This is a genomic window from Pseudomonas putida (assembly GCF_026625125.1).
GTDB classification, from domain to species: Bacteria; Pseudomonadota; Gammaproteobacteria; order Pseudomonadales; family Pseudomonadaceae; genus Aquipseudomonas; species Aquipseudomonas putida_X.
Map to the genome: position 1 here is coordinate 3,157,770 of NZ_CP113097.1, position 23,527 is coordinate 3,181,296.

Genomic DNA, 23,527 nt, shown 5'->3' on the forward strand with positions numbered 1-23,527 from the left:
CTGACGATTGTACTCAAGCTTTGGCGAAACGCACGGGATTTCTGGACACGAAAATGGATCCAAAAATTACCCGAACAGGCCGTTAGGCCTGCCGTAGAGCGCTCGGATGAGCGAATGACATTAAAGTGCCATCTGTCGGCTTCCCACTCTCCACACGGCGCACATAAAAACAGACCAAAGGCTTGGCTCAGGCCTGCCTTCACTCCTGCTCGGCAAACGCTTGCTCGGCATCCCAGCCACCGCCCAGCGCAGCGATCAGCTGCACGCTGGCCACCAGCCGCCCCTGCAACAGGTTCAACACGCTGCGCTCGTTGCTCAGTGCCGTAGTCTGGACATTGACGACATCCAGATAACCGATCAGCCCGGCCCTGTACTGGTTGTCGGTCAGGCGCAACGATTCACGCGCAGCATCCAGAGCTTCCTGGCGCACGACCGCCTCGTCGCCGTAAACCTTTAGCTGTACCAGGTAATTCTCGACTTCCTTGAAGCCGTCGAGCACGGTCTGGCGGTACTGCGCCACGGTCTGGTCGTATACCGCGACCGTGCGATCAACCTCCGCGCTGCGCTTGCCGGCATCAAAGAGTGTCAGTGCCAGTTGCGGCCCTACCGACCAGTAACGGTTGGGCAACTGTATCCAGTCATTGAAGGTACTGCTGGAATAGCCACCACTCATGCTCAGGCTCAAGTCCGGGAAATACGCGGCCCGTGCCACGCCGATGCTGGCGTTGGCGGCCATCACATTGCGTTCGGCCGAAGCGATGTCCGGGCGACGTTCCAGCAGTTGTGACGGCAGGCTCACCGGAATCTGCGGCAACGCCGGGATGCTGTTGCTGTCGGCGAGGGCAAACTCCGCTGGGGCCTTGCCCAGCAACACGGCAATGGCGTTTTCGAACTGTGCACGTTGCCAGGCCAGGTCTATCAGGTCAGCTTGGGTGGTCTTGAGCTGGGTGCGGGCCTGGGCCACGGCGTCAGGGCCGGAGACGCCTGCGCGGTACTGGTTTTCAGTCATGCGCAACGACCGCTCATACGTCGCGACGGTGGCTTCCAGGAGGCGCTTTTGCTCATCGATCACGCGCAACTGCAGGTAGTTCTGTACCAGTTCAGACTGCTGGCTTAGGCGGATTGCGGCAAGGTCGGCGAAGCTTGCTTGGGCACTGGCTTCGTTGGCGTTCATGGTCTCACGCAACTTGCCCCACAGGTCGATTTCCCAGCTCACGCCAAGCTGCGCGTTGTAAGTGTTGCGAATTCCGCTGCTGTTGTTGGACAGGCTGGAGCTCGAACTGCCGGTACCCTGGGCCGAGCGATTCTTGCTGGTTGTCAGGTCCAGGCTTGGGAACAACGACGCACGGCTGCTGCGCACCAGCGCTTGGGCCTGGCGATACTGGGCTTCGGCCTGAGCCACACTCTGGTTGCTGCGGTTGAGCTCCTCGACCAAGGCGTTGAGCCCGGGGTCACCATAGATTTCCCACCACGCGCCACGGGCGATGGCATCGGACGGGTTGGCCTGGGTCCAGCCCTCGGCCTGCTTGAACTGCGCCGGCGTGCTCAGCTCTGGGCGATGGTAGTCCGGGCTCAGGGTACAGGCGCTCAGCAGCGCCACGCACAAACCGGCACCGACCAGGCGCGAACCACGCCCGCAGGTCAGCAGTTGCAGGGCACGGTGGAGTGGAGAATGGGCAAAGTTCATAGCGGGGTATCCAGAGCGGCATCGGTGCGCACGCCGCGCCAATGGTTGAATCGGTGGCGCAGGCGGTCGAGGTACAGGTACACCACCGGCGTCGTATACAGGGTCAAGACTTGGCTGAAGACCAGGCCGCCGATGATCGTAAGCCCCAGCGGCTGGCGCATTTCCGCGCCCTCGGCGCGGCTGAGCAGCAAGGGCAAGGCGCCCAGCATGGCCGCCAGCGTGGTCATCAGGATCGGCCGCAGGCGCAGCAGGCAGGCGCGGCGGATCGACTCTTCAGGCGTCAGGCCCTGTTGGCGTTCCAGTTGCAGCGCCAGGTCGATCATCAGAATGGCGTTCTTCTTCACCACGCCAATCAGCAGGAACAGCCCCAGCAGCGAGATCAGGCTGAACTCGCCCCCGGTGACGTAAAGCGCGAGCAAGGCCCCCACGCCAGCGGAGGGCAAGGTGGAGAGGATGGTCAGCGGGTGAATGTAGCTCTCATAGAGTATGCCCAGTACCAGATACACCAGCACCAATGCGCCAAGGATCATGAACGGCTGGCCTTGCTGGGTCTTGGCGAAGGCATCTGCGGTGCCACCCAGCTTGGCAATCACCTCTTCGGGCAGACCGAGCTTGGCCACCGCCCGCTCCACCGCGGCCATTGCCTGGTCGGCGCTGTAGCCTTCGGCAATGTCGAAGGCGATGTCTTCGGCAGCGAACTGGCCCTCATGGCTGACCCGGTCGTTCGCCAGGCTGTTCTCGTAATGGGCGATGGTCGACAATGGCACGCGCGCCCCGTCGCTGGTGATCACCTGCACCTGCTCCAGGCTGCTCGGGTCCCAGGCGTATTTCGGGTTGATCTCAAGCACCACCTGGTACTGGTTGAGGCTGTCGTAGATGGTCGAGATCTGCCGTTGACTGTAGGCGTTGTTCAGTACGGTGGTGACCATGTCCATGTCGATGCCCAGGCGCTTGGCCTGGTCGCGATCGACTACCAGGGTCACCTGCTGGGTACCAGAACCGTCGCGGGCGTCGATGGCGGTCAGTTCGGGCAGCGCGCGCATGGCTGCCACCACCTTGGGGAACCACTGGCGCAACGCTGTCAGGTCGCCGCTCTGCAAGGTGTACAGGTACTGCGACGAAGTCTGGTCACGGCCACCGCCGCCCAGCTGCAGGTCCTGATCAGCCATCAGGAACAGCCGACCGCCAGGTACCTTGGGCATTTCCTTGCGCAAACGCTCGATGACCTGCTGCGCATCGATCTTGCGCTCGCTGATCGGTTTCAGGCGCACCAGGACCATGGCGTTGTTGGTACCACTGTTGCCGCCAATGAACCCGGCAACACTCTGCACGGCCGGGTCGGCCAGCAAGGCACGGCGGTAGATTTCCATCTTCGGCTGCATCACGGTGAACGACAGCCCGTCGTCACCGCGGATGAAGCCCATCAGCTGCCCGGTGTCCTGCTGCGGGATCAACGTTTTCGGCACCACCACATACAGCACGATGTTCAGGCCGATGGTCGCCAGCAGGCTGATCAAGGTCAGGCGCTTGTGGCGAAGGGCCCAACCCAGGCTGCGATCGTAGCCTTCGACCATGCGCTTGTGCAGGTTATCGCTCCAGCGCTGCAAACGCGACTGGTCCGCGCGGTGGGGCTTGAGCCAGCGGGCACAGAGCATCGGGGTCAAGGTCAGCGACACCACCAGCGAGACGATGATCGCCGCCGCCAGCGTAATCGAGAACTCCTGGAACAGGCTGCGCACGATGCCGCCCATGAACAGGATCGAAACGAACACCGCCACCAGCGAGACGTTCATCGACAGCAAGGTAAAGCCGACTTCCTTGGCGCCGAGGAACGCCGCACGCATCGGCGGCTGGCCGTCCTCGATATGCCGCGAAATGTTCTCCAGCACCACGATGGCATCGTCCACCACCAGGCCTGTGGCGAGGATCAACGCCATCAGCGACAGGTTGTTCAGCGAAAAACCGCACAGGTACATCACCGCGAAGGTACCCACCAGCGATACCGGGACCGCCAGGCTGGGGATCAACGAGGCGCGCAGACTGCCAAGGAACAAGTAGACCACGAGGATGACCAGCCCCACGGCGATCAGCAGCGTGTGCTCGGCTTCCTTGAGGGTGGCCTTGATGACCGGCGAACGGTCCATGGCCACGTTCAACTGCACGCTGGCCGGCAGCAGCGACTGCAGGGCCGGCAACTGCGCGTGGATCTGGTCGACGGTCTCGATGATGTTGGCGCCGATCTGACGGTTGATTACCAACAGCACGGCACTCTGATCGTTGAAAAAGCCGCTGTTGTAGCGGTTCTCGACGCCGTCGGTGATGGTCGCCACGTCGGACAGGCGCAGTATCGTACCGTTCTCCTGCCGGATCACGACCGGTTCGTAATCCTTGGCTTTTTCCAGCTGATCATTGGCCCGTACCTGCCAGCTGCGCTCGCTGTCTTCGACGTAACCCATCGGCCGGCGCTGGTTGGCGTTGGCTACCGCAGTGCGCACGTCGTCCAGGGCCAGGCTGTACTGGTTGAGCAGTTGCGGCTCGACGGAAATGCGCACAGCCGGCAACGAACTGCCGCCGATCTGTACCTCCCCTACCCCACTGACCTGAGCCAGGCTCTGCGACAGTATGGTGTCAGCCAGATCGTAAAGCTGGCCCTTCTGCAACACGTCCGAGGTCAGCGACAGCACCATGATCGGCGCCTGCGACGGGTTGAGTTTCTTGTAGGTCGGCATGCTGCGCATGCCGCTGGGTAGCAGGTTGCGCGTGGCATTGATCGCCGCTTGAACCTCGCGCGCGGCACCGTCGATGTCCCGCCCTTGCTCGAAGCCGATGATCACCCGGGTCGAGCCCTGGTTGGAGCTGCTGGTCAGGGTGGTGACACCGGCGATACTGCCAAGCTTGCGCTCCAGCGGCGTGGCGACTGTTGAAGCCATCACCTCAGGGCTGGCGCCAGCCAGGTTGGCCTGCACCACGATCACCGGGAAGTCGATCTGTGGCAACGGCGAAACCGGCAGCAGGCCGAAACTGACGCCACCGAGCAGCATGATCGCCAGGCTCAGCAGCATGGTTGCCACGGGCCGGCGAATGAACGGGCCGGACAGGTTCATGCTTCGGCCTGCTTCGCGTCGGTGGCCGGGCGCCAGCGGCGTGCCAGGCGGTCGAAGTACAGGTAGATGACCGGCGTTGTGAACAGGGTCAGCACCTGGCTGACCAGCAAGCCGCCGACCATGACCAGGCCCAGCGGCTGGCGCAGCTCGGCGCCCGAACCTGTGGCCAGCATCAGCGGTATTGCGCCGAACAGCGCGGCCAGGGTGGTCATCAGGATCGGCCTGAAGCGCAGCAGCGCCGCCTGGTAGATGGCGTCATGCGGGCTCATGCCTTGGTTGCGCTCGGCCTCGAGGGCGAAGTCGATCATCATGATCGCGTTCTTCTTGACGATGCCGATGAGCAGGATGATGCCAATGATGGCGATCATGCCCAGGTCGTTGCCGCTGAGGATCAACGCCAGCAAGGCGCCGACCGCCGCCGACGGCAAGGTCGAAAGGATGGTGATCGGGTGAATGTAGCTCTCGTACAGCACGCCGAGCACGATATACATGGTCACCACGGCGGCAAGGATCAGCAGCAAGGTGCTCGACAGCGACGCCTGGAAGGCCTCGGCAGCCCCCTGGAAGCGGGTCTGCACCCCGATAGGCATGCCGATTTCCTGCTGTACCTGCTCGATCACCTTGACCGCTTCGCCCAGAGAAGCGCCGTGGGCCAGGTTGAACGACATCATCACAGCCGGGAACTGGCCGATGTGTGAAATCGCCAGTTGCGCCTGGCGCTGCTCGATGCGTGCCAGGGCCGACAGGCGCACCTGCCCCCCGTCACTGGCTTTGACATGGATCGACTCCAACGCCTGCGGCCCGATGCTTGCTGCATCACGCGACTGCAGCACCACCCGGTACTGGCTGGCCTGGGTATAGATGGTCGAGATCTGCCGTTGACCGAAGGCGTCATACAGGGCGTTGGTGATTTGCGACACATCGATGCCCAGGCGGCTGGCCATGTCACGGTCGATCACCAGGTACACCTGCAGCCCCTTGTCCTGCAGGTCGCTGGCCACGTCCTGCAGTTCCGGGCGCTGTTGCAGCGCAGTGACCAGCTTGGCGCTCCACTGCGCGAGCAGGTCAGCATCGGGCGAAGACAAGCTGAACTGGTACTGGGTGCGGCTGACACGATCCTCGATGCTCAAGTCTTGCACCGGCTGCATGAACAGGCGGATGCCGACCAGCTTGTCGAGCTGAGGCTGCAAGCGGCTGATCACCTCGCCGGCCGTCACGTCGCGTTCGCCATGGGGCTTGAGGTTGATCAGCAGACGCCCACTGTTGAGGGTGGCATTGTCACCGTCCACACCGATGTAGGACGACAGGCTCTGCACCGCCGGGTCCTGCAGGATGATCGCGCTCAGCGACTGTTGGCGTTCACTCATGGCGGTGAACGAGGTGGACTCCGGCGCTTCGGAGATACCCTGGATCACCCCGGTGTCCTGGACCGGGAAGAAGCCCTTGGGCACCACCATGTACAGGAAAACGGTCAGCGCCAGGCTGGCGACCGCCACCAGCAAGGTCAGCGGCTGGTGCCGGAGCACCCATTGCAGGCCACGGCCATAGTGTTCGATCAGCCAGTCGATCCACGCACCACTGGCGCGGTAGAAGCGGCCTTGCTCTTCTTCCTTGGGTTCACGCTTGAGCAGCCGTGCGCACATCATGGGTGTCAGGGTCAGCGAGACCACCAGGGAAATCAGGATAGCCACCGCCAGCGTGATGGCGAATTCGCGGAACAGCCGGCCCACTACATCGGCCATGAACAGCAGCGGGATGAGCACGGCAATCAGCGAAAAGGTCAGGGAGATCAGGGTGAAACCGATCTGCCGCGCGCCCTTGAGCGCAGCCTGCATGGGCGTCTCGCCCTCCTCGATGTGCCGCGAGATGTTCTCCAGCATGACGATGGCGTCATCGACCACGAAACCGGTGGCGATGGTCAAGGCCATCAGGGTCAGGTTGTTGATCGAGAAGCCGGCCAGGTACATCACGCCGAAGGTGCCGATCAATGACAGCGGCACGGCAATCGACGGGATGATGGTGGCACTGACGCGGCGCAGGAAGACAAACGTCACCATCACCACCAGGACGATGGCGATCAGCAGTTCATGCTGCACATCCTTGACCGCGGCGCGGATGGTCTGGGTGCGGTCGGTCAGCACCGCCACCTCGAGGCCGGCTGGCAGGTTGTCGGTGATCGACGGCAGCAGGTCCTTGATGCGATCGACCACCTCGATGACATTCGCACCGGGCTGGCGCTGGATGTTCAGCAGTACCGCCTGGCTCTGGTTGGCCCATGCTGCGAGGCGTTCGTTCTCGGCCCCGTCGACGATTTCGGCGACGTCCTTGAGGCGCAGCGGCGCACCGTTGTTGTACGCCAGGATCAGGTTGGCGTACTCCTCGGGCGAGCGCAGCTGGTCATTGGCATCGAGCATCGACACCCGGGTCGGGCCATCGAAGTTGCCTTTGGGCTGATTGACGTTGGAGGCACCGACCAGGGTACGCACGTCTTCAAGGTTCAGGCCATTGGCGGCCAACGCATCGACGTTGACCTTGATGCGCACGGCCTGGCGCTGGCCACCGGCGATGCTGACCATGCCCACGCCGCTGATCTGCGCCAGCTTCTGCGCTACACGGGTATCGACCAGGTCGTTGAGCTTGGGCAACGGCATGGTCTTGCTGGAAATGGCCAGGGTCAACACCGGAGTATCGGCAGGGTTGACCTTGTTGTACACCGGAGGGGCCGGCAGGTCGCTGGGCAACAGGTTGCTGGCGGCGTTGATCGCAGCCTGTACCTGTTGCTCGGCGACGTCCATGTTCATGTCCAGGCTGAAGCGCAGGGTCAGCACCGAGGCACCGCCAGAACTGGTCGATGCCATCTGGGTCAGGCCCGGCATCTGGCCGAACTGGCGCTCGAGCGGCGCCGTGACGGCACTGGTCATCACCTGCGGGCTGGCGCCCGGATACAGGGTCATGACCCGGATGGTCGGGTAATCGACCTGCGGCAAAGCCGAAACCGGCAGCAGCGTGTACGCGATCAGGCCGGCCAGCACGATGGCCAGCATGCTCAGCGTGGTGGCGACCGGGCGAAGGATGAACAGACGCGACAGGTTCATGCGCCCGCCTTGCCTGCCGCTTCGCTGGTCTGGGCCGAGCCTTTGCTGTCCTGCCCCTGCAGGTGCTGGCCAGGCGTGGCCGGTACCTGCGAGCTGTCCTCAACCACGTCGACCTTGGAGCCCTCGCGCAGACGGTCGGTGCCCTCGAGCACCAGGCGGTCACCCGCCTTCAGGCCTTCGAGGATGACACTGTTCTCACCGTCACTGGGGCCAACCTTGAGCTTGCGCACATTCACCGTGTTGTCGGCAGTGACGACATAGGCGAAGGTGCCGTCGTTGCCGAACTGGATGGCCGCCGCCGGGGCCATGACGACCTGCTTGAGGGTGTCGGCCAACAGGCGCACGTTGACGAACTGGTTGGGGAACAGCGCCATGTCCTTGTTCTCGAAGCGGCCTTTGAACTTCAGGGTACCGGTGGTGATGTCTATCTGGTTGTCGATGCTGGCCAGCACACCCGTGGACTGCAGTTTGCTGTCGCCACGGTCCCAGGCCTCGACCGGCAGGCTTGCACCGCTGCGATAGCGCTCCAGAACCGTGGTCAGCTCGGTTTCCGGCAAGGTGAACGCGACGCTGATCGGTTCGGTCTGGGTGATGACCACCAGTGCGGTGGTGTCATTGGCCGCCACCAGGTTGCCCAGGTCGAGCTGACGCAGGCCCACCCGGCCACTGATCGGCGAGCGGATCTGGGTGAATTCGAGGTTCAGGCGGGCATCGTTGACCTGAGCCTGGTTGGTTTTGACAAGCCCCTGGAACTGCGCCACCTGAGCTTGGGCCGTATCGAGTGTCTGCTTGGCGATGCTGTCCTCGGCGTACAGGCCTTTATACCGCGCCAGGTCGACCTGGGCGTTCTTGAGCTGTGCCTGGTTCTGCGCCAGCGTACCTTCGGCCTGCTGCAGCGCGATGCGGTAGGAGCGCGGGTCGATCTCGGCGAGCAAGTCGCCAGCCTTGACCTGCTGGCCCTCCTTGAAGTGGATTTTCACCAGCTCACCGGCAACGCGGCTACGTACGTTGACGGTGTTGGTGGCGGTGACCGTGCCAAGCGCCTTGTAGTAGAGCGGGAAGTCGCCCAGCCGTGCGGGTTCTACGCGCACGGGCACTGCCTCTGTGGAGCCCCCGAAACCGGGGCGCCCCATGCCGATGCCCATCCCTTTGCCCGGCCGCCCGCCGCCCGGTTCATGTTGGCCAGGCGTTGCAGCGGGCCACAACCACCAGGCCAGCAAGGCCACCAGCAGCAGGATCAGCAGGCCAACCAGCCAGCGACGAGGGGATCGGGAGACGGAAACTTGCATGGGTTGAACGAACCTTGTTCGGAATGACGACTGGGGAAGGTGAACGATAAGCACTGGCACTCTTTTAGCAAAGGCCCTTTACCAGAGGTTTACCTTTGCCTGACGTTGCCAAGAGTTTGAACTTTAAATGAAAACGGCCCGGAGTGTGTTCCGGGCCGTTACAGGGTGTTGCTTGGAAAGGCAAGGCGCTGGAGAGTTCCGCAGCCGGAGCCGGGAACATAGCCTGCCCCAGGCTCAATGCCAGGCAGCGACGGGCCGCGTCAGCATCCCTGACTAGCCCCGCTGACTGGCATCAGCCCTATACGCTCCTTACTTCAATACCGCCAGGGCCGCGTCGTAGTTCGGCTCGTCAGCGATTTCGCCAACCAGCTCGCTGTGCAGCACCTTGTCGTTTTCGTCCAGCACCACCACGGCACGGGCAGCCAGGCCAGCCAGCGGGCCGTCAGCGATGGCCACACCGTAGTTTTCGAGGAACTCGCGACCACGCAGGGTCGACAGGTTCTTCACGTTCTCCAGGCCTTCAGCGCCGCAGAAGCGCGCCTGGGCGAACGGCAGGTCGGCGGAAATGCACAGCACCACGGTGTTGGCCACATCGTTGGCCTGGGCGTTGAACTTGCGCACCGAGGTGGCGCAGGTCGGGGTGTCGACGCTTGGGAAGATGTTCAGCACCTTGCGCTTGCCGGCGAAGTCCTTCAGCGACTTGTCGGCCAGGCCTTCACCTACCAAGGAAAAGGCGGGAGCCTGGGCACCGGCCTGCGGCAGCTCGCCGTTGACCTGAACCGGGTTGCCTTTGAGAGTCACTTGAGCCATGGACGAAATCCTTATGCGGGGTTTGAAAAGGACACTGAGTTAAGCATGAAGGCGCCCGGGTGCCTATGGGGTTAAATGAAATTGTTCTATTGCCTGACAGTTTTTGTGGACAAAAAAATGTCCGGGTTGCACCAGGCAGCCCGGACATTGATCAGCGCGAAGGACGGGTCAGCCCAGCAGGCCGTACACCACGGACGTCAGCGCGACCAGGCCAACCACCACAACGAAAACGTTGGACAGCGCGCCACTGTACTTGCGCATCGATGGCACGCGGCGGATCGCGTACATCGGCATCAGGAACAGCAACACGGCGATGATCGGGCCACCCAGCGACTCGATCATGCCCAGGATGCTCGGGTTCAGGGTGGCGACGATCCAGCACACCACCAGCATCAGCGCGGCGACCACACGGTCCAGCGCCTTGGCGCCCGGGCGTGCGCCGGTCTTGGCGATGATGCCCTTCAGGCCCTCGCTGGCACCGATGTAGTGCCCCAGGAACGACTTGGCGATGGCGACGAAGGCGATCAGCGGCGCGGCGAAAGCGATCGTCGGGTTACTGAAGTGGTTGGCCAGGTAAGACAGGATCGACAGGTTCTGCGCCTTGGCTTCAGCCAATTGAGCGCTGTCGAGGGTCAGTACGCAGCTGAACACGAAGAACAGCACCATGGCCACCATCAGCAGGTGCGCGCGGGCCAGGATCTGGCCGCTGCGCTCGTCAGCGTGGTCGCCATACCGGCGCTTCTGGTCCACGGCAAAGGCCGAGATGATCGGCGAGTGGTTGAACGAGAACACCATCACCGGGATCGCCAGCCACACGGTGTGCAGGAAAGCCGAGCCCGATGGCAACTGAGAAGCGCTATCGAGGATCCCCCCGGTCCAGTGCGGAACCAGGTAAAGGCCCAGCAGCGCCAGGGCGACGATGAACGGGTACACCAGCAGGCTCATGACTTTCACCGTGGCCTGCTCACCGCAGCGTACGATGGCCAGAAGACCGAGGATCAGCACGAACGACAATAACGCCCGCGGCGGCGGGGTCATGTGCAACTGATGCTCCATGAAGCTGGCGACGGTGTTGGTCAGCGCCACGCTGTAGATGAGCAGGATCGGGAAGATGGCGAAAAAGTACAGCACGGTGATCAATGCACCGGCCTTGATGCCGAAATGCTCTTGCACCACGTCCGTGATGTCGCCGTCACCACGCCCGGACAGTACGAACCGGGTCAGGCCGCGGTGGGCGAAATAGGTCATCGGGAACGCCAGTGCGGCGAGAATCAGCAGCGGCCAGAAACCACCGAGGCCCGCATTGATCGGCAGGAACAAGGTGCCTGCGCCGATGGCGGTGCCAAACAGCCCCAGCATCCAGGTAGTGTCATGACGGGACCAGCTGCCAAGGGCAGCCGGGGTCGATTCGAAGCGTTGATCAACGCTTGGGGCCTGCTCGTTCATTCCGGGTGCAACTCCACTCGCAAGACTGCAACAGGGCTGGGAATGGCGAAACAGAGGCCTCGCACACCCCAACCAGAAAAGAGGGGCGCGATTGTGCACTGAAACCGTGCGGATGCGAAGCCCCGCCCGAGGGACGGTTGCACTTGTCTTTACAAGCGGGTTGCACTATGAGGTCACCTTGGGGCGCTGTCGCGCCACAAGGCCGCTCCTGCGGGCGCTCGCGAGGCCTTGCAGGAGCGGTATGGCGCAGTGTTACTTCTGGACGGCAGCGAACGCTTCGGCCACCCGTTGCAGGTTGGCAGGGCGCAGGCCGGACATGCACACCCGGCCGCTGTCGATCAGGTACACCCCGAACTCGTCGCGCAGGCGACGGACCTGCTCGACGCTGAAACCGGTGTAGCTGAACATGCCACGTTGGCGCAGGAAGAACTGGAAGTCCTGGCCTGGCAGCAGCACGGCCAGCGCATCGACCAGGGCCTGGCGCATATCGAGGATACGCTTGCGCATCACCTCGACTTCAGCGGCCCACTTCGCATTCAGCGCTGCATCGCCGAGCACGCCAGCCACCAGCTGAGCGCCGAAGTTGGGCGGGCTGGAGTAGTTGCGCCGTACAGTCGCCTTGAGCTGGCCAAGCACGCTTTGGGTGGTGTCTTCATCGTCGCAGACGACCGACAGGCCCCCTACCCGCTCACCGTACAGCGAGAAGATCTTCGAGAACGAGTTGCTGACCAGGCAAGGTACGCCGGCCCGGGCCATTTCGCGGATGGCGTACGCGTCTTCCACCAACCCCTCGCCGAAGCCCTGGTAGGCGATGTCGAGGAACGGGATCAACTGGCGCGCCTTGACCACTTCCACCACTTGCTGCCACTGGTGCTGGGTAAGATCGGCACCGGTGGGGTTATGGCAGCACGGATGCAGCAGCACGACACTGTTGCCTGGCAATGTCTGCAAAGTCGCCAGCATGCCATCGAAGTCCACGCCACGGCTGGCCTGGTCGAAGTACGGATAGCTGTGCACCTTGAACCCTGCACCTTCGAAGATGGCGCGGTGGTTGTCCCAGGTCGGGTTGCTGACCCAGACTTCGGAGGCCGGGAAGTAACGCTTGAGGAAATCGGCGCCGACCTTGAGCGCGCCGGAGCCGCCGACGGTCTGCACGGTCGCCACGCGCTTGCCGGTCACGGCTGGGTGGTCGGCACCGAACAGCAGCGCCTGGATCGCCTGGCGGTAACTGGCCAGGCCTTCCATCGGCAGGTACAGCGAGGCCTCGTGGGCCACGCCGGCGATGCGTTTTTCAACGGCATCCACTGCTTCGAGCTGCGGCACCACGCCGGCCTCATCGTAATAAAGGCCGATACTCAGGTTGACCTTGTCGGCGCGCGGGTCGGCCTTGAAGGTTTCCATCAACGAGAGGATCGGGTCGCCGGCATAGGCATCGACATGTTTGAACACAGCGTGCAGCTCCTTGGATCAGGACAGTTCGGAAAGGCTCAGGTGAGGATACCCGGAGTCGGCGGGCAGGAACATCACCTATTGTGCAAGGTTGTCTATGCAAGATTGCACAGCGCTCATTTGCGGCATGTCAGCCCGCCAGCGTCTTGAGCGCCTGCAGCTCAAGCTCAGTCACCGCCACCCCTTCACGCTGGGCAATTTCCCGCTCCCGGTAGCGCCGCTCGCCCGGCATGCGCGACACCCCCACGGCCTGCATCTGCTCGACCAGCGCCCGGCTGCGTTGCGCAAACCGCTCGCCTTCGGCCTTGCTCGGGTCGATGACGATGATCAGCTGCCCGGTCCACGGTGTTTTCGCCCCAGGGTGGCTCGCCCAGTCGAATTCCCAGGAGAAATGCCCCCCAGTCAGCGCCGCCGCCAGTAGCTCGACCATCATCGACAATGCAGAGCCCTTGTGCCCGCCGAAGGGCAGCAGCGCACCGCCCTCCAGAATGGCCGTGGGGTCGGTGGTCGGCTGGCCGTCGGCGTCCACGCCCATGCCCTCCGGCAACGGCTGGCCGGCCCGCGCAGCGATCTGCACGTCCCCGTGGGCCATGGCGCTGGTGGCCATGTCAAAGACGATAGGGTCATGCCCCGCGCACGGCGCGGCAAAGGCAATCGGGTTGGTGCCGAACAACGGCTTGTGGGCACCGTGTGGCACCACACAGGTCATGCTGTTGACCACGCTCAGTGCCACCAGCCCCTCATCGGCAAACGGCTCCACATCGGGCCACAGCGCTGCGAAATGGTGTGAGTTGTGAATCGCCAGTACCGCGATACCGGCGCTGCGAGCCTTTTCGACCAGCAGTGCACGCGCCGCGGCCAGGGCCGGCTGGGCAAAACCACCGCCAGCGTCGACCCGAACGAAACCTGCCGCAACGTCGACCACCTGGGGTATCGCACCGCCATTCACCCAGCCGCTGGCCAGGGTCGAGACATAGCCAGGCACACGAAACACCCCGTGACTGTGGGCACCATCGCGCTGTGCGCTGGCGCAATTGTGGGCAAGGACGTCGGCCACTGCCGCACTGCAGCCGTGACGCTGGAAGATCGCTTGCAACAACCCCCGCAGTTCGGCGAATGGCATGCGCACGGCGGGGTGGGTGGAAGGTGCAGACATCTGAAGCTCCTTTCTTGGAATTGGAATGGCGACAGCGTGGGCAGCGACAAAAACTTTCCGGCATGTGACAGCTATCTGTCAAATGTTGACGGCATGACAGAAAACATCCATCTTCTGCTCACGCCTCGCCGGGAGCAACAGCATGAGCCAACCGATCAGACAACGCCTGGAACACAGCCTGCAAGCCGCGACTGCTTCTGGCCACAAGATCGCCAGCTACATGCTCGCCAATCTCCATGAGCTGCCGTTCCAGACCTCGGCCAGCATTGCCGCCAAGCTCGGCGTCAGCGAATCCAGTGTCGGGCGTTTCTGCCGCTCCCTCGGTTATGCCCATCTCAAGGCGCTCAAGCAAGACCTTCAGAGCGACCTGGGTGATGGCCCATGGCTGGTGGGCGACCGCCTGCAGGAATACCGCCAGCAGCACGACGACAACACCCGCGCAGGCAGCCTTGAACTGGAAATTGCCGCGCTGGTACGGGTGCATGAATACAGCCGCAGCGAACCCTGGCACACAGCCGCGCAGCGCTTGGCAGACAGGCCGCGGGTATTCATCGCCGGTTTCCAGACCGAGCGTGGTGTGGCCCAGTGCATGGCCCACCTGCTGCACTACCTGCGCGACGGCGTTCAGGTGGTCGACGGCAGCGCCGGGCACTTTGGCGAGGTGCTGCTCGGGCGCCCGGAAAACAGCGCGTTGGTGGTGTTCGAGGCGCGCCGCTATTCCCGCCATGCCCTGCTGTTGTGCCAGAAGGCCCGCCAGGCGGGCATACCGGTCACGCTGGTGACCGACACCTTCTGCGACTGGGCCGACGCCAATGCCGACGAGGTCTTCCGCATCCCCACCGAATTCAACCTGTTCTGGGAGTCCACCTCGGCCATGCTGTCGTGGGTGCACCTCATGGTCAACGAGGTCTGCAAGAAGCTCGGGCCTGATGTTGAAAAACGCTTGGAAGCAACTGCCGCTCTACATAACGAATTCGTCGGCTACACGACGGGAAAACAACAATAGCAAGAGTGCAAGAGGTGCGAGATGAACAAGACCATGGCTATGGTGGGTGCATGTGCCCTACTGCTGGCGGCTAACGCCAGCGCCGAAACCCTGCGCTTCGCCACCGAGGGGGCCTACCCGCCCTTCAACTATGTGGATGCCGACAACCAATTGCATGGTTTCGACATCGACATCACCCACGCCCTGTGCGAGCAGATGAAAGTCGAATGCACCCTGGTGGCTCAGGACTGGGAAGGCATCATCCCGGCCTTGATGGCACGCAAGTACGATGCGGTGGTGGCCTCGATGATCGATACCCAGGAGCGGCGCAAGAAAATCGCCTTCACCGACCACTACTACCGTACCCCGCTGACCGTTGCCGTGGCCAAGGACAGCAAGATCAGTGATGCGCAGACCACCTTCGAAGGCTACACCGTGGGTGCCCAGTCGTCCTCGACCCAGGCGATCTACGCCGAAGATGTGTATGGCAAGGCGGGGGCTGACGTGAAGCTCTACCCCACCATGGACGAGGCCAATGCCGACCTCGCCGCCGGCCGCCTGGACGGGGTGATCGCCGACAAGTTTCCGCTGCATGAGTGGATGAACAAGAACGGTCAGGATTGCTGCAAGGTGTTGGGTGACGTAGCCGGGACCAAGGCCGATGCCGCCATCGCCGTGCGCAAGGACGATGAAGCACTGCGCCAGCGCCTGAATACCGCATTGGCGCAAATCGTCGCCAACGGTACCTACCAGAAAATCGCCAGCAAGTACTTCGACTTCGATATCTACAACTGACTGTCAGGGCCCCATCGCTGGCAAGCCGCCGCAGATTTTCCAGGCTGTGGACCATCGCTGGCACCCGGCTTACCACCGCCTCAAGGCCTGCAAGGTATCGGTGAGGCAGGCTTGCCAGCAGCCCCAAGGGCGATGCGGTATCGGTGGGAGCCGGCTTGCCGGCGATGGGGCCCGGCTAGTGAACACAAGGGATATGCCATGCTCGAACAATTGTCCTTGCTGTCCTTCGCCAGTGGTGGCTGGGGCCAGGCGCTGCTGGCCGGCGCTCTGGTGACCGTGTCACTGGCCCTCGCCTGCCTGCCCATCGGCTTGCCTCTAGGGCTTGCCGTAGCCCTGGCGGCGCGCTCACGCAAGCGCCTGGTGCGCGCCTGGTCCACCACGTTCTCCACCGTGTTCCGCGGCCTGCCCGAACTGCTGACCCTGCTGATCATCTATTACGGTTGCCAGATCGCCGCCCAACAACTGCTGGCCGCCATGGGCTATCAAGGTGAGTTCCTGATCAATACCTTCCTGGCAGCGATGATCGCTTTCAGCCTGGTGTTCGCCGCCTTTTCCAGCGAAATCTGGCTGGCCGCTTTCAAGACCCTGCCCAAGGGCCAGCTTGAAGCCTGTGCGGCCCTGGGCCTGGGCAAGCGCACCGCATTCTTCAAGGTGGTACTGCCACAACTGACGCGCATTGCCCTGCCGGGGCTCTCCAACAACTGGCTGTCGTTGCTCAAGGATACCTCGCTGGTCTCGACCATCTCGCTGGTCGACCTGATGCGCCAGACCAACCTTGCGGTCAGCGTGACCAAAGAACCGATGTTCTTCTACGGGGTCGCCTGCCTGGGTTACCTGCTGTTCTCGGCGCTGTCGGGACGGGTATTCGCCTACATCGAACGGCGCAGCAACCGCCACCTGCAAGGAGCACGCGCATGAGTGCCGAACAATGGCTGAGCCTGGTACTGGACCCTGACCTGCTGGAGCGCTACGGCCCACGGTTCATCGACGGGCTGCTGGTAACGGCCAAACTGGTGGCGATTTCCTTTACCCTCGGCGCCGTGCTCGGCCTGCTGCTGGCCTTGGCCCGGATGTCGCGCAAACTGCTGCTGCAACGCCTGGCGGCCGGCTACATCTATTTCTTCCGTGGCTCCCCCCTGCTGGCCCAGCTGTTTCTGCTGTACTACGGGCTTGGTTCGCTGAAGGGCTTCTGGCAGGACCTTGGCCTCTGGTGGTTCTTCCGCGAAGCCTGGTTCTGCACCCTGCTGGCCTTCACCCTGAACACTGCCGCCTACCAGGCCGAAATCTTCCGCGGCAGCCTGATGGCAGTGGCCCCGGGGCAGTACGAAGCGGCCAGGGCTTTGAACCTCAAACGCGCCACCACCTTCTTCAAGGTCATCTTGCCGCAATCCTTGCTGGTGGCCATCGGCCCGCTGGGCAACGAACTGATTCTGATGATCAAGGCCAGCGCCATCGCCTCGCTGGTGACTATCTACGACCTGATGGGCGTGACCAAATTGGCGTTTTCGCGCAGCTTCGACTTCCAGATCTACCTGTGGGCCGCCGTCCTCTATCTGGTGATCGTCGAACTGGTGCGGCGCCTGCTCAAACACCTGGAGGCCCGCCTGGGCCGCCACCTGAATTGACCGAAGGATACAATCATGCATTGCCAGACCCTTGTCCTGGGCGCCGGTATCGTCGGCGTCAGCACCGCGCTGCACCTGCAGGCCCGCGGGCGCCAGGTGGTCCTGATCGACCGCGATGAACCCGGATGCGGCACCAGCCATGGCAACGCCGGGCTGATCGAACGCTCCAGCGTCATCCCCTATGCCTTCCCCCGCCAATTCGCAGCCCTGCTGCGCTATGGCCTGAACCGCCAGCCGGACGTGCGCTACAGCCTGCTGCACCTGCCCGAAGCCGCGCCCTGGTTGCTGCGCTATTGGCGGCAGTCGGCACCGGGGCGGCTGGCCGAGGCCGCAGCCGACATGCTGCCGCTGGTCCAACGCTGCGTCGAAGAACATGACGCCCTGATTGCCGCCGCGGGGCTCGAAAGCCTGGTTCAGACCAAGGGCTGGATCGAGGTGTACCGCGACCCGGCACTGTTCGAGCAGGCCAAGGCCGAGGTCAAGGGCCTTGCACGCTACGGCCTGCATTATGAACTGCTTGAACGTGATCAACTGCAGGCACGCGAGCACCAGCTCGACAGCGCCGTCGTTGGCGGCATCCATTGGCTCGACCCAAAGACCGTGAACAACCCCGGCGCCCTCACCCGTGGTTATGCTGCGCTATTCGTTCAGCGTGGCGGGCAGTTCTTGCATGGCGATGCGCGCAGCCTGCGCCAGGTCGGCAGCCAATGGCGGGTCGAAAGCCAGCGTGGGCCGGTCACGGCCGACGAAGTGGTGGCGTGCCTTGGGCCACAGTCGGCAGACCTTTATGAGCGCCTGGGCTATACGATCCCGATGGGTATCAAGCGCGGCTACCACATGCATTACAGCACCCGTAACGGCGCCCAGTTGCACCACGCGATCTGCGACACCCAGGGCGGCTACGTGCTGGCACCGATGGCCGCCGGCATACGCCTGACCACCGGCATCGAGTTCGCTGCCAGCAGCGCCCCGGGAAACGAAATTCAGCTCAAGCGCTGCGAAGCGCTCGCGCGCGCGTTGTTCCCGGCACTGGGTGAGCGTCTGGATGACACCCCGTGGCTGGGCCGTCGGCCCTGCCTGCCGGACATGCGCCCGGTGATCGGCCCGGCGCCGCGGCACAAGGGCCTGTGGTTCAACTTCGGCCACGCCCACCACGGCCTGACGCTGGGCCCCGTCACTGGCCGCTTGGTGGCTGAACTACTCACGGGCGAGCGCCCTTTCACCGACCCTGCGCCTTACAGCGCGGCACGTTTCGACTGACACCACGCGGGAGAACAACAACATGACCGCCCCTTTGAGCGTTGCCAGCCTTGCCCCTGAACACGACCCACGCCCGGTGCTGATCCGCATAGAGGGCCTGAACAAGCACTATGGCGCGTTCCATGTGCTGCGCGACATCGACCTGCAGGTGCGCGAAGGTGAGCGCATCGTGCTGTGCGGCCCTTCCGGCTCCGGCAAGTCCACCTTGATCCGGTGCATCAACCGCCTGGAGATTGCCGAACAAGGCAGCATTCAGGTAGCCGGCACCGATCTGGCCGCCAACACGCGCCAGGCCGCCCAGGTACGCAGCGACATCGGCATGGTGTTCCAGCACTTCAACCTGTTTGCGCACATGAGCGTGCTCGACAACTGGCTGCTGGCCCCCACCAGCGTGCGCGGCCTGTCCCGCAAGGACGCCGAGGAGCGTGCACGGATGTATCTGCGCAAGGTCGGCATCGAAAACCAGGCACACAAATACCCCAGCCAACTGTCCGGCGGCCAGCAGCAACGAGTGGCCATCGCCCGTGCCTTGTGCATGAAACCGCGGATCATGCTGTTCGACGAGCCAACCTCGGCGCTGGACCCGGAAATGGTCGCTGAAGTGCTGGATGTGTTGGTACAACTGGCGGGTACCGGCATGACCATGCTCTGTGTCACCCATGAAATGGGCTTTGCCAGGCAGGTTGCCGAGCGGGTGCTGTTCCTTGAAGGGGGGCAGATCATCGAAGACAGCCCGCCTCAGGTCTTCTTCAACCAGCCGCGCACGGCACGGGCCAACAGTTTTCTGGCACAGATCCTTCATTGAGGCCACTGGCCCTTTCGCCGGCAAGCCGGCCCCCACTGTGGAAATGAGCGCTTTCAAGATCAGCGCCCTACCTGTGGGAGTCGGCTTGCCGGCGATTAGGCCAGCAAACCCGGCACAAAGCCCCTTTATTGCACGGCTGCAATGACCCAACTGCGTCGTTAAATATAATTGACCTAACCCCCTGTCAAACCCTTGCCGCCTGAGGCTCGCAAGGCTTTTAGCCCCCGAATTCAGGCGCTTTAGCCCATTTCAGTCGTTTGACATATCGAACGGCTCTGGCAAGCTATCTACAAGCCCCGACCGGCATCGTCGCCTCTGACGAGCCGGCAGTGCTCGGGGCTTCAGGTAGCACACCAGGCCCCGCGCCGTGCACCTGCAAAACAACGGCAGGTCGAACCTGTCATAAGGTGACATATGTCCAACAGCAACATTGGCAACAAGCAACCTTCCCTGCGCAAACCCGTCGTCCTGATGACCATGGGCAGCCAAGAGCGCAAAGGCCATGACTACCAGGTCATGACCCACAAATACATCACCCCGCTGGTCGATTTCGCCGATTGCGTCCCGGTGTTGGTGCCCACCTGCTGTGGCGTCGATGACCTGGAGACCTATCTGGACATGGTCGACGGCGTCTACCTGACCGGTGCCGGCAGCAACATCGAGCCGAGCCTGTATGGCCAGGAAAACCAGACCCCAGGCAAAGGCCAGGACGTCAACCGCGACCTGTTCGATATTCCGCTGGTCAAGGCAGCGCTCAAGCGCGGCCTGCCCATCTTCGGTATCTGCCGTGGCATGCAGGAAATCAACGTCGCCCTGGGCGGCGACATTTACCAGAAGGTTTACGCTGAACCCGGCTTCAACGACCACCGGGAAAACCCGGAAGACCCGGTCGAGGTGCAATACGCTCAGGTGCATGGTGTGAAGATCAAGGCGGGCAGCTGGCTGCACGACGCCCTTGGCACCGACGAGATCCGCGTCAACTCGCTGCACGGCCAAGGCCTGCGTAACCTGGGTACCGGCATCGAGCCGATCGCCCATGCCGAAGATGGCCTGGTCGAAGCGATTCACGGTCCGAGCATTTCGCCCTTCCTGTTCGCCGTCCAGTGGCACCCGGAGTGGCAAGCGGCGAAGAATCCTGATTCGATCAAGATCTTCCAGGCCTTCGGCGACGCCTGCCGCGCACAGGTGCGCAAGTCCCAGATCAAGCGCCAACAGGCCGCCTGACCCTCAGCTTCGTTAGTTTTGATCGCGGGGCGGCGCAAGGCCGCCCCCGCTTCCCCGGTCACCCTCTGCTGGTCCCAGAACACTTCCCGTGGCTGCGGGCGGCGGGCTTGCGCCTGTCTCCGCGATCCTTTTTACCCCGCCAACCTAGAGATACGATGACTGTTTAGATAGTCGTCGTCAGACTTCCCGCACCCTCGCCTCCAGTGCAGCCCGCGTGGCGGGACTCGCAACGCCCCACACGGACCTCCGTCTCTATACCTACCATCCCTCCAGCGCCCCTCATGCTCGGAAAAATTTTGTGCAGAGGGACTAGTCATCGAACAGGTTGTACGATAACTTACCTCCAACGCAAAACAACACCCTTCACCCAAGCGCCACAGGATGCCAATAACAATGACTCCACAAGAACTGAAATCCATCCTCTCCCACGGCCTGCTGTCTTTCCCGGTCACCGATTTCAATGCCCAGGGCGACTTCAACCAGGCGGGTTACATCAAGCGCCTGGAATGGCTTGCCCCGTACGGCGCCAGTGCCCTGTTCGCCGCCGGTGGCACCGGTGAGTTCTTCTCCCTGGCCGCCAGCGAGTACAGCCAGGTGATCAAGACCGCCGTCGACACCTGCGCCACCTCTGTACCGATCCTCGCCGGCGTCGGTGGCTCTACCCGCCAGGCCATCGAGTATGCACAGGAAGCCGAGCGCTTGGGGGCCAAGGGCCTGCTGCTGCTGCCGCACTACCTGACCGAAGCCAGCCAGGACGGTGTCGCTGCCCACGTCGAAGCGGTGTGCAAGTCGGTCAACATCGGCGTGGTGGTGTACAACCGCAACGTCTGCCGCCTGAACGCCGACCTGCTGGAAAAGCTTGCCGAACGCTGCCCGAACCTGATCGGTTACAAAGACGGCCTGGGTGACATCGAGCTGATGGTGTCGATCCGTCGTCGCCTGGGTGACCGGTTCAGCTACCTGGGTGGCCTGCCGACCGCCGAGGTGTATGCTGCCGCTTACAAAGCCCTGGGCGTGCCGGTGTACTCCTCGGCGGTGTTCAACTTCATCCCGAAGACCGCGATGGACTTCTACCACGCCATCGCCCGCGACGATCACGCCACCGTTGGCAAGCTGATCGACGACTTCTTCCTGCCGTACCTGGACATCCGCAACCGCAAGGCTGGCTATGCCGTGAGCATCGTCAAGGCAGGCGCGAAGATCGCCGGTTACGACGCAGGCCCGGTGCGCACGCCGCTGACCGACCTGACCGCTGAAGAATACGAAATGCTCGCAGCTCTGATGGACAAGATGGGTCCGCAATAAGCGCACCCCGCGGCCTGCCAATGCCGCACCCGGAGTGGGCTACCCCCACTCCGACTAAAACTTGTGAGCCCGCACAAAAATAACTAGTGGGAGTATTGCCAGCATGCAAGCGACTAAAAAGACGCATGTGCGCTACCTGATCCTGTTCATGCTGTTTCTGGTGACCACGATCAACTATGCCGACCGAGCCACCATCGCCATTGCAGGCTCCAGCCTGCAGAAAGACCTCGGCATTGACGCCGTAACCCTTGGTTATATCTTCTCCGCCTTCGGATGGGCTTACGTTGCCGGCCAGATTCCTGGTGGCTGGTTGCTGGACCGCTTCGGCTCCAAGAATGTCTATGCCTTCAGCATCTTCACCTGGTCACTGTTCACCCTGTTGCAGGGTTTTGTCGGTGGTCTGCCGGTCGCCTGGGCAGTGGTCACCCTGTTCACCCTGCGCTTTCTGGTCGGCTTCGCCGAAGCGCCGTCGTTCCCGGGCAACGCCCGTATCGTCGCGGCTTGGTTCCCCACCGCAGAACGCGGCACGGCGTCGGCGATCTTCAACTCAGCGCAATACTTCGCCACCGCGCTGTTCGCCCCGATCATGGGCTGGATCGTGTTCAGCTTCGGCTGGGAGCACGTGTTCGTGGTGATGGGTGCACTGGGCATCGTGTTCTCCGCCGTTTGGCTGAAAACCATCTACAACCCGCGCCAACACCCGCGCATCAGCCCGCAAGAACTCGAGCACATCGAGCAGAACGGCGGCCTGGTGGACATGGACCAGAAGCGTGGCAACGACGGCCCGAAATGGGGCTACATCAAGCAATTGCTGACCAGCCGCATGCTGCTGGGTGTGTACCTGGGCCAGTACTGCATCAATGCCATCACCTACTTCTTCCTGACCTGGTTCCCGGTGTACCTGGTGCAGGAGCGTGGCATGACCATCCTCAAGGCGGGCATCATCGCCTCGCTGCCGGCAATCTGTGGCTTCATCGGCGGCGTGCTCGGTGGTGTGCTGTCTGACTGGCTGCTGCGCCGCGGCAACTCACTGACCTTCTCGCGCAAGCTGCCGATCGTCTGTGGCCTGCTGCTGTCGACCACCATGGTCTTCTGCAACTATGTCGAAGCGGAATGGATGGTGGTCGGCTTCATGACCCTGGCCTTCTTCGGCAAAGGCATCGGCGCACTGGGCTGGGCCGTGGTCGCCGATACCTCGCCCAAGCAGATCGCAGGGCTGTCCGGCGGCCTGTTCAACACCTTCGGCAACATTGCGTCCATCACCACCCCGATCGTCATTGGCTACATCATCAGCGCCACCGGCTCGTTCAAGTGGGCGCTGGTGTATGTTGGCGCCAACGCCCTGGTAGCGATCTTCAGCTACCTGGTCATCGTCGGGCCGATCAAGCGTATCGAGTTGCGTGAAGGTGCAAAGCCAGACGCTGAGCCTGCCGCCCCGGGCGAACTGGCTGACGCACGTCACTGAGTGAGCACGCCTGCGGCCGGCAATGCC

General features: G+C 62.9%; 17 protein-coding genes. 9 read left to right on the forward strand and 8 right to left on the reverse strand.

Annotation, left to right across the window (positions count from 1 at the left end; translation table 11 throughout):
• Nucleotides 1-199 precede the first annotated feature (199 nt).
• The 8 genes from OSW16_RS14585 to OSW16_RS14620 form a co-directional block, all read right to left on the reverse strand.
• Nucleotides 200-1,687 carry an efflux transporter outer membrane subunit gene (locus OSW16_RS14585; protein ID WP_267816208.1) on the reverse strand — a complete coding sequence of 496 codons (1,488 nt, stop codon included), beginning with the start codon at nt 1,685-1,687 and terminating at the stop codon, nt 200-202.
• Nucleotides 1,684-4,791, reverse strand: a complete 3,108-nt coding sequence (locus tag OSW16_RS14590; RefSeq protein ID WP_267816210.1) for an efflux RND transporter permease subunit — start codon at nt 4,789-4,791, stop codon at nt 1,684-1,686. The genes OSW16_RS14585 and OSW16_RS14590 overlap by 4 nt, the downstream gene beginning before the upstream one ends.
• Nucleotides 4,788-7,886, reverse strand: coding sequence for an MdtB/MuxB family multidrug efflux RND transporter permease subunit (locus OSW16_RS14595; RefSeq protein WP_267816212.1), 3,099 nt, complete (start codon nt 7,884-7,886; stop codon nt 4,788-4,790). Before OSW16_RS14595 ends, OSW16_RS14590 begins: the two co-directional genes overlap by 4 nt.
• Nucleotides 7,883-9,175 carry an MdtA/MuxA family multidrug efflux RND transporter periplasmic adaptor subunit gene (locus tag OSW16_RS14600; RefSeq protein ID WP_267816214.1) on the reverse strand — a complete coding sequence of 431 codons (1,293 nt, stop codon included), beginning with the start codon at nt 9,173-9,175 and terminating at the stop codon, nt 7,883-7,885. The genes OSW16_RS14595 and OSW16_RS14600 overlap by 4 nt, the downstream gene beginning before the upstream one ends.
• A gap of 309 nt (nt 9,176-9,484) precedes the next feature.
• Nucleotides 9,485-9,985: a thiol peroxidase gene (gene tpx, locus OSW16_RS14605; protein WP_267816216.1), complete on the reverse strand. Its 501-nt coding sequence runs from the start codon at nt 9,983-9,985 to the stop codon at nt 9,485-9,487.
• A gap of 168 nt (nt 9,986-10,153) precedes the next feature.
• A complete protein-coding gene (locus tag OSW16_RS14610) occupies nt 10,154-11,431 on the reverse strand; it encodes a serine/threonine transporter (RefSeq protein ID WP_267816218.1) in 1,278 nt (425 codons plus the stop codon).
• A 252-nt stretch (nt 11,432-11,683) separates the two neighbouring features.
• On the reverse strand, nt 11,684-12,880 hold the full coding sequence (locus tag OSW16_RS14615) for an aromatic amino acid transaminase (RefSeq protein WP_267816220.1): 1,197 nt from the start codon (nt 12,878-12,880) through the stop codon (nt 11,684-11,686).
• Nucleotides 12,881-13,010: 130 nt separating this feature from the next.
• Complete coding sequence (locus OSW16_RS14620; protein WP_267816222.1) at nt 13,011-14,036, reverse strand: Ldh family oxidoreductase; 1,026 nt, start codon at nt 14,034-14,036, stop codon at nt 13,011-13,013.
• Between the two features lie 142 nt (nt 14,037-14,178).
• Between OSW16_RS14620 and OSW16_RS14625 the strand changes: the two genes are divergently transcribed.
• The 9 genes from OSW16_RS14625 (at nt 14,179) to OSW16_RS14665 (ending at nt 23,500) form a co-directional block, all read left to right on the forward strand.
• The gene (locus OSW16_RS14625; RefSeq protein ID WP_241803567.1) at nt 14,179-15,042 is read left to right on the forward strand and encodes a MurR/RpiR family transcriptional regulator; all 864 of its coding nucleotides are present in this window, start codon (nt 14,179-14,181) and stop codon (nt 15,040-15,042) included.
• A 21-nt stretch (nt 15,043-15,063) separates the two neighbouring features.
• On the forward strand, nt 15,064-15,816 hold the full coding sequence (locus OSW16_RS14630; protein WP_267816224.1) for a transporter substrate-binding domain-containing protein: 753 nt from the start codon (nt 15,064-15,066) through the stop codon (nt 15,814-15,816).
• 198 nt (nt 15,817-16,014) lie between these two features.
• The gene (locus OSW16_RS14635; RefSeq protein WP_267816226.1) at nt 16,015-16,734 is read left to right on the forward strand and encodes an ABC transporter permease; all 720 of its coding nucleotides are present in this window, start codon (nt 16,015-16,017) and stop codon (nt 16,732-16,734) included.
• Nucleotides 16,731-17,441: an ABC transporter permease gene (locus OSW16_RS14640; protein ID WP_267816228.1), complete on the forward strand. Its 711-nt coding sequence runs from the start codon at nt 16,731-16,733 to the stop codon at nt 17,439-17,441. Before OSW16_RS14635 ends, OSW16_RS14640 begins: the two co-directional genes overlap by 4 nt.
• A 15-nt stretch (nt 17,442-17,456) precedes the next feature.
• The gene (locus OSW16_RS14645) at nt 17,457-18,701 is read left to right on the forward strand and encodes an NAD(P)/FAD-dependent oxidoreductase (RefSeq protein WP_267816230.1); all 1,245 of its coding nucleotides are present in this window, start codon (nt 17,457-17,459) and stop codon (nt 18,699-18,701) included.
• 22 nt (nt 18,702-18,723) lie between these two features.
• On the forward strand, nt 18,724-19,506 hold the full coding sequence (locus OSW16_RS14650; RefSeq protein ID WP_324288779.1) for an amino acid ABC transporter ATP-binding protein: 783 nt from the start codon (nt 18,724-18,726) through the stop codon (nt 19,504-19,506).
• A gap of 414 nt (nt 19,507-19,920) precedes the next feature.
• Nucleotides 19,921-20,730 carry a gamma-glutamyl-gamma-aminobutyrate hydrolase family protein gene (locus OSW16_RS14655; RefSeq protein WP_267816232.1) on the forward strand — a complete coding sequence of 270 codons (810 nt, stop codon included), beginning with the start codon at nt 19,921-19,923 and terminating at the stop codon, nt 20,728-20,730.
• Between the two features lie 393 nt (nt 20,731-21,123).
• On the forward strand, nt 21,124-22,035 hold the full coding sequence (gene kdgD / locus OSW16_RS14660; protein WP_241803573.1) for a 5-dehydro-4-deoxyglucarate dehydratase: 912 nt from the start codon (nt 21,124-21,126) through the stop codon (nt 22,033-22,035).
• A 103-nt stretch (nt 22,036-22,138) separates the two neighbouring features.
• Nucleotides 22,139-23,500: an MFS transporter gene (locus OSW16_RS14665; protein WP_241803574.1), complete on the forward strand. Its 1,362-nt coding sequence runs from the start codon at nt 22,139-22,141 to the stop codon at nt 23,498-23,500.
• The last annotated feature ends 27 nt before the right edge of the window (nt 23,501-23,527 follow it).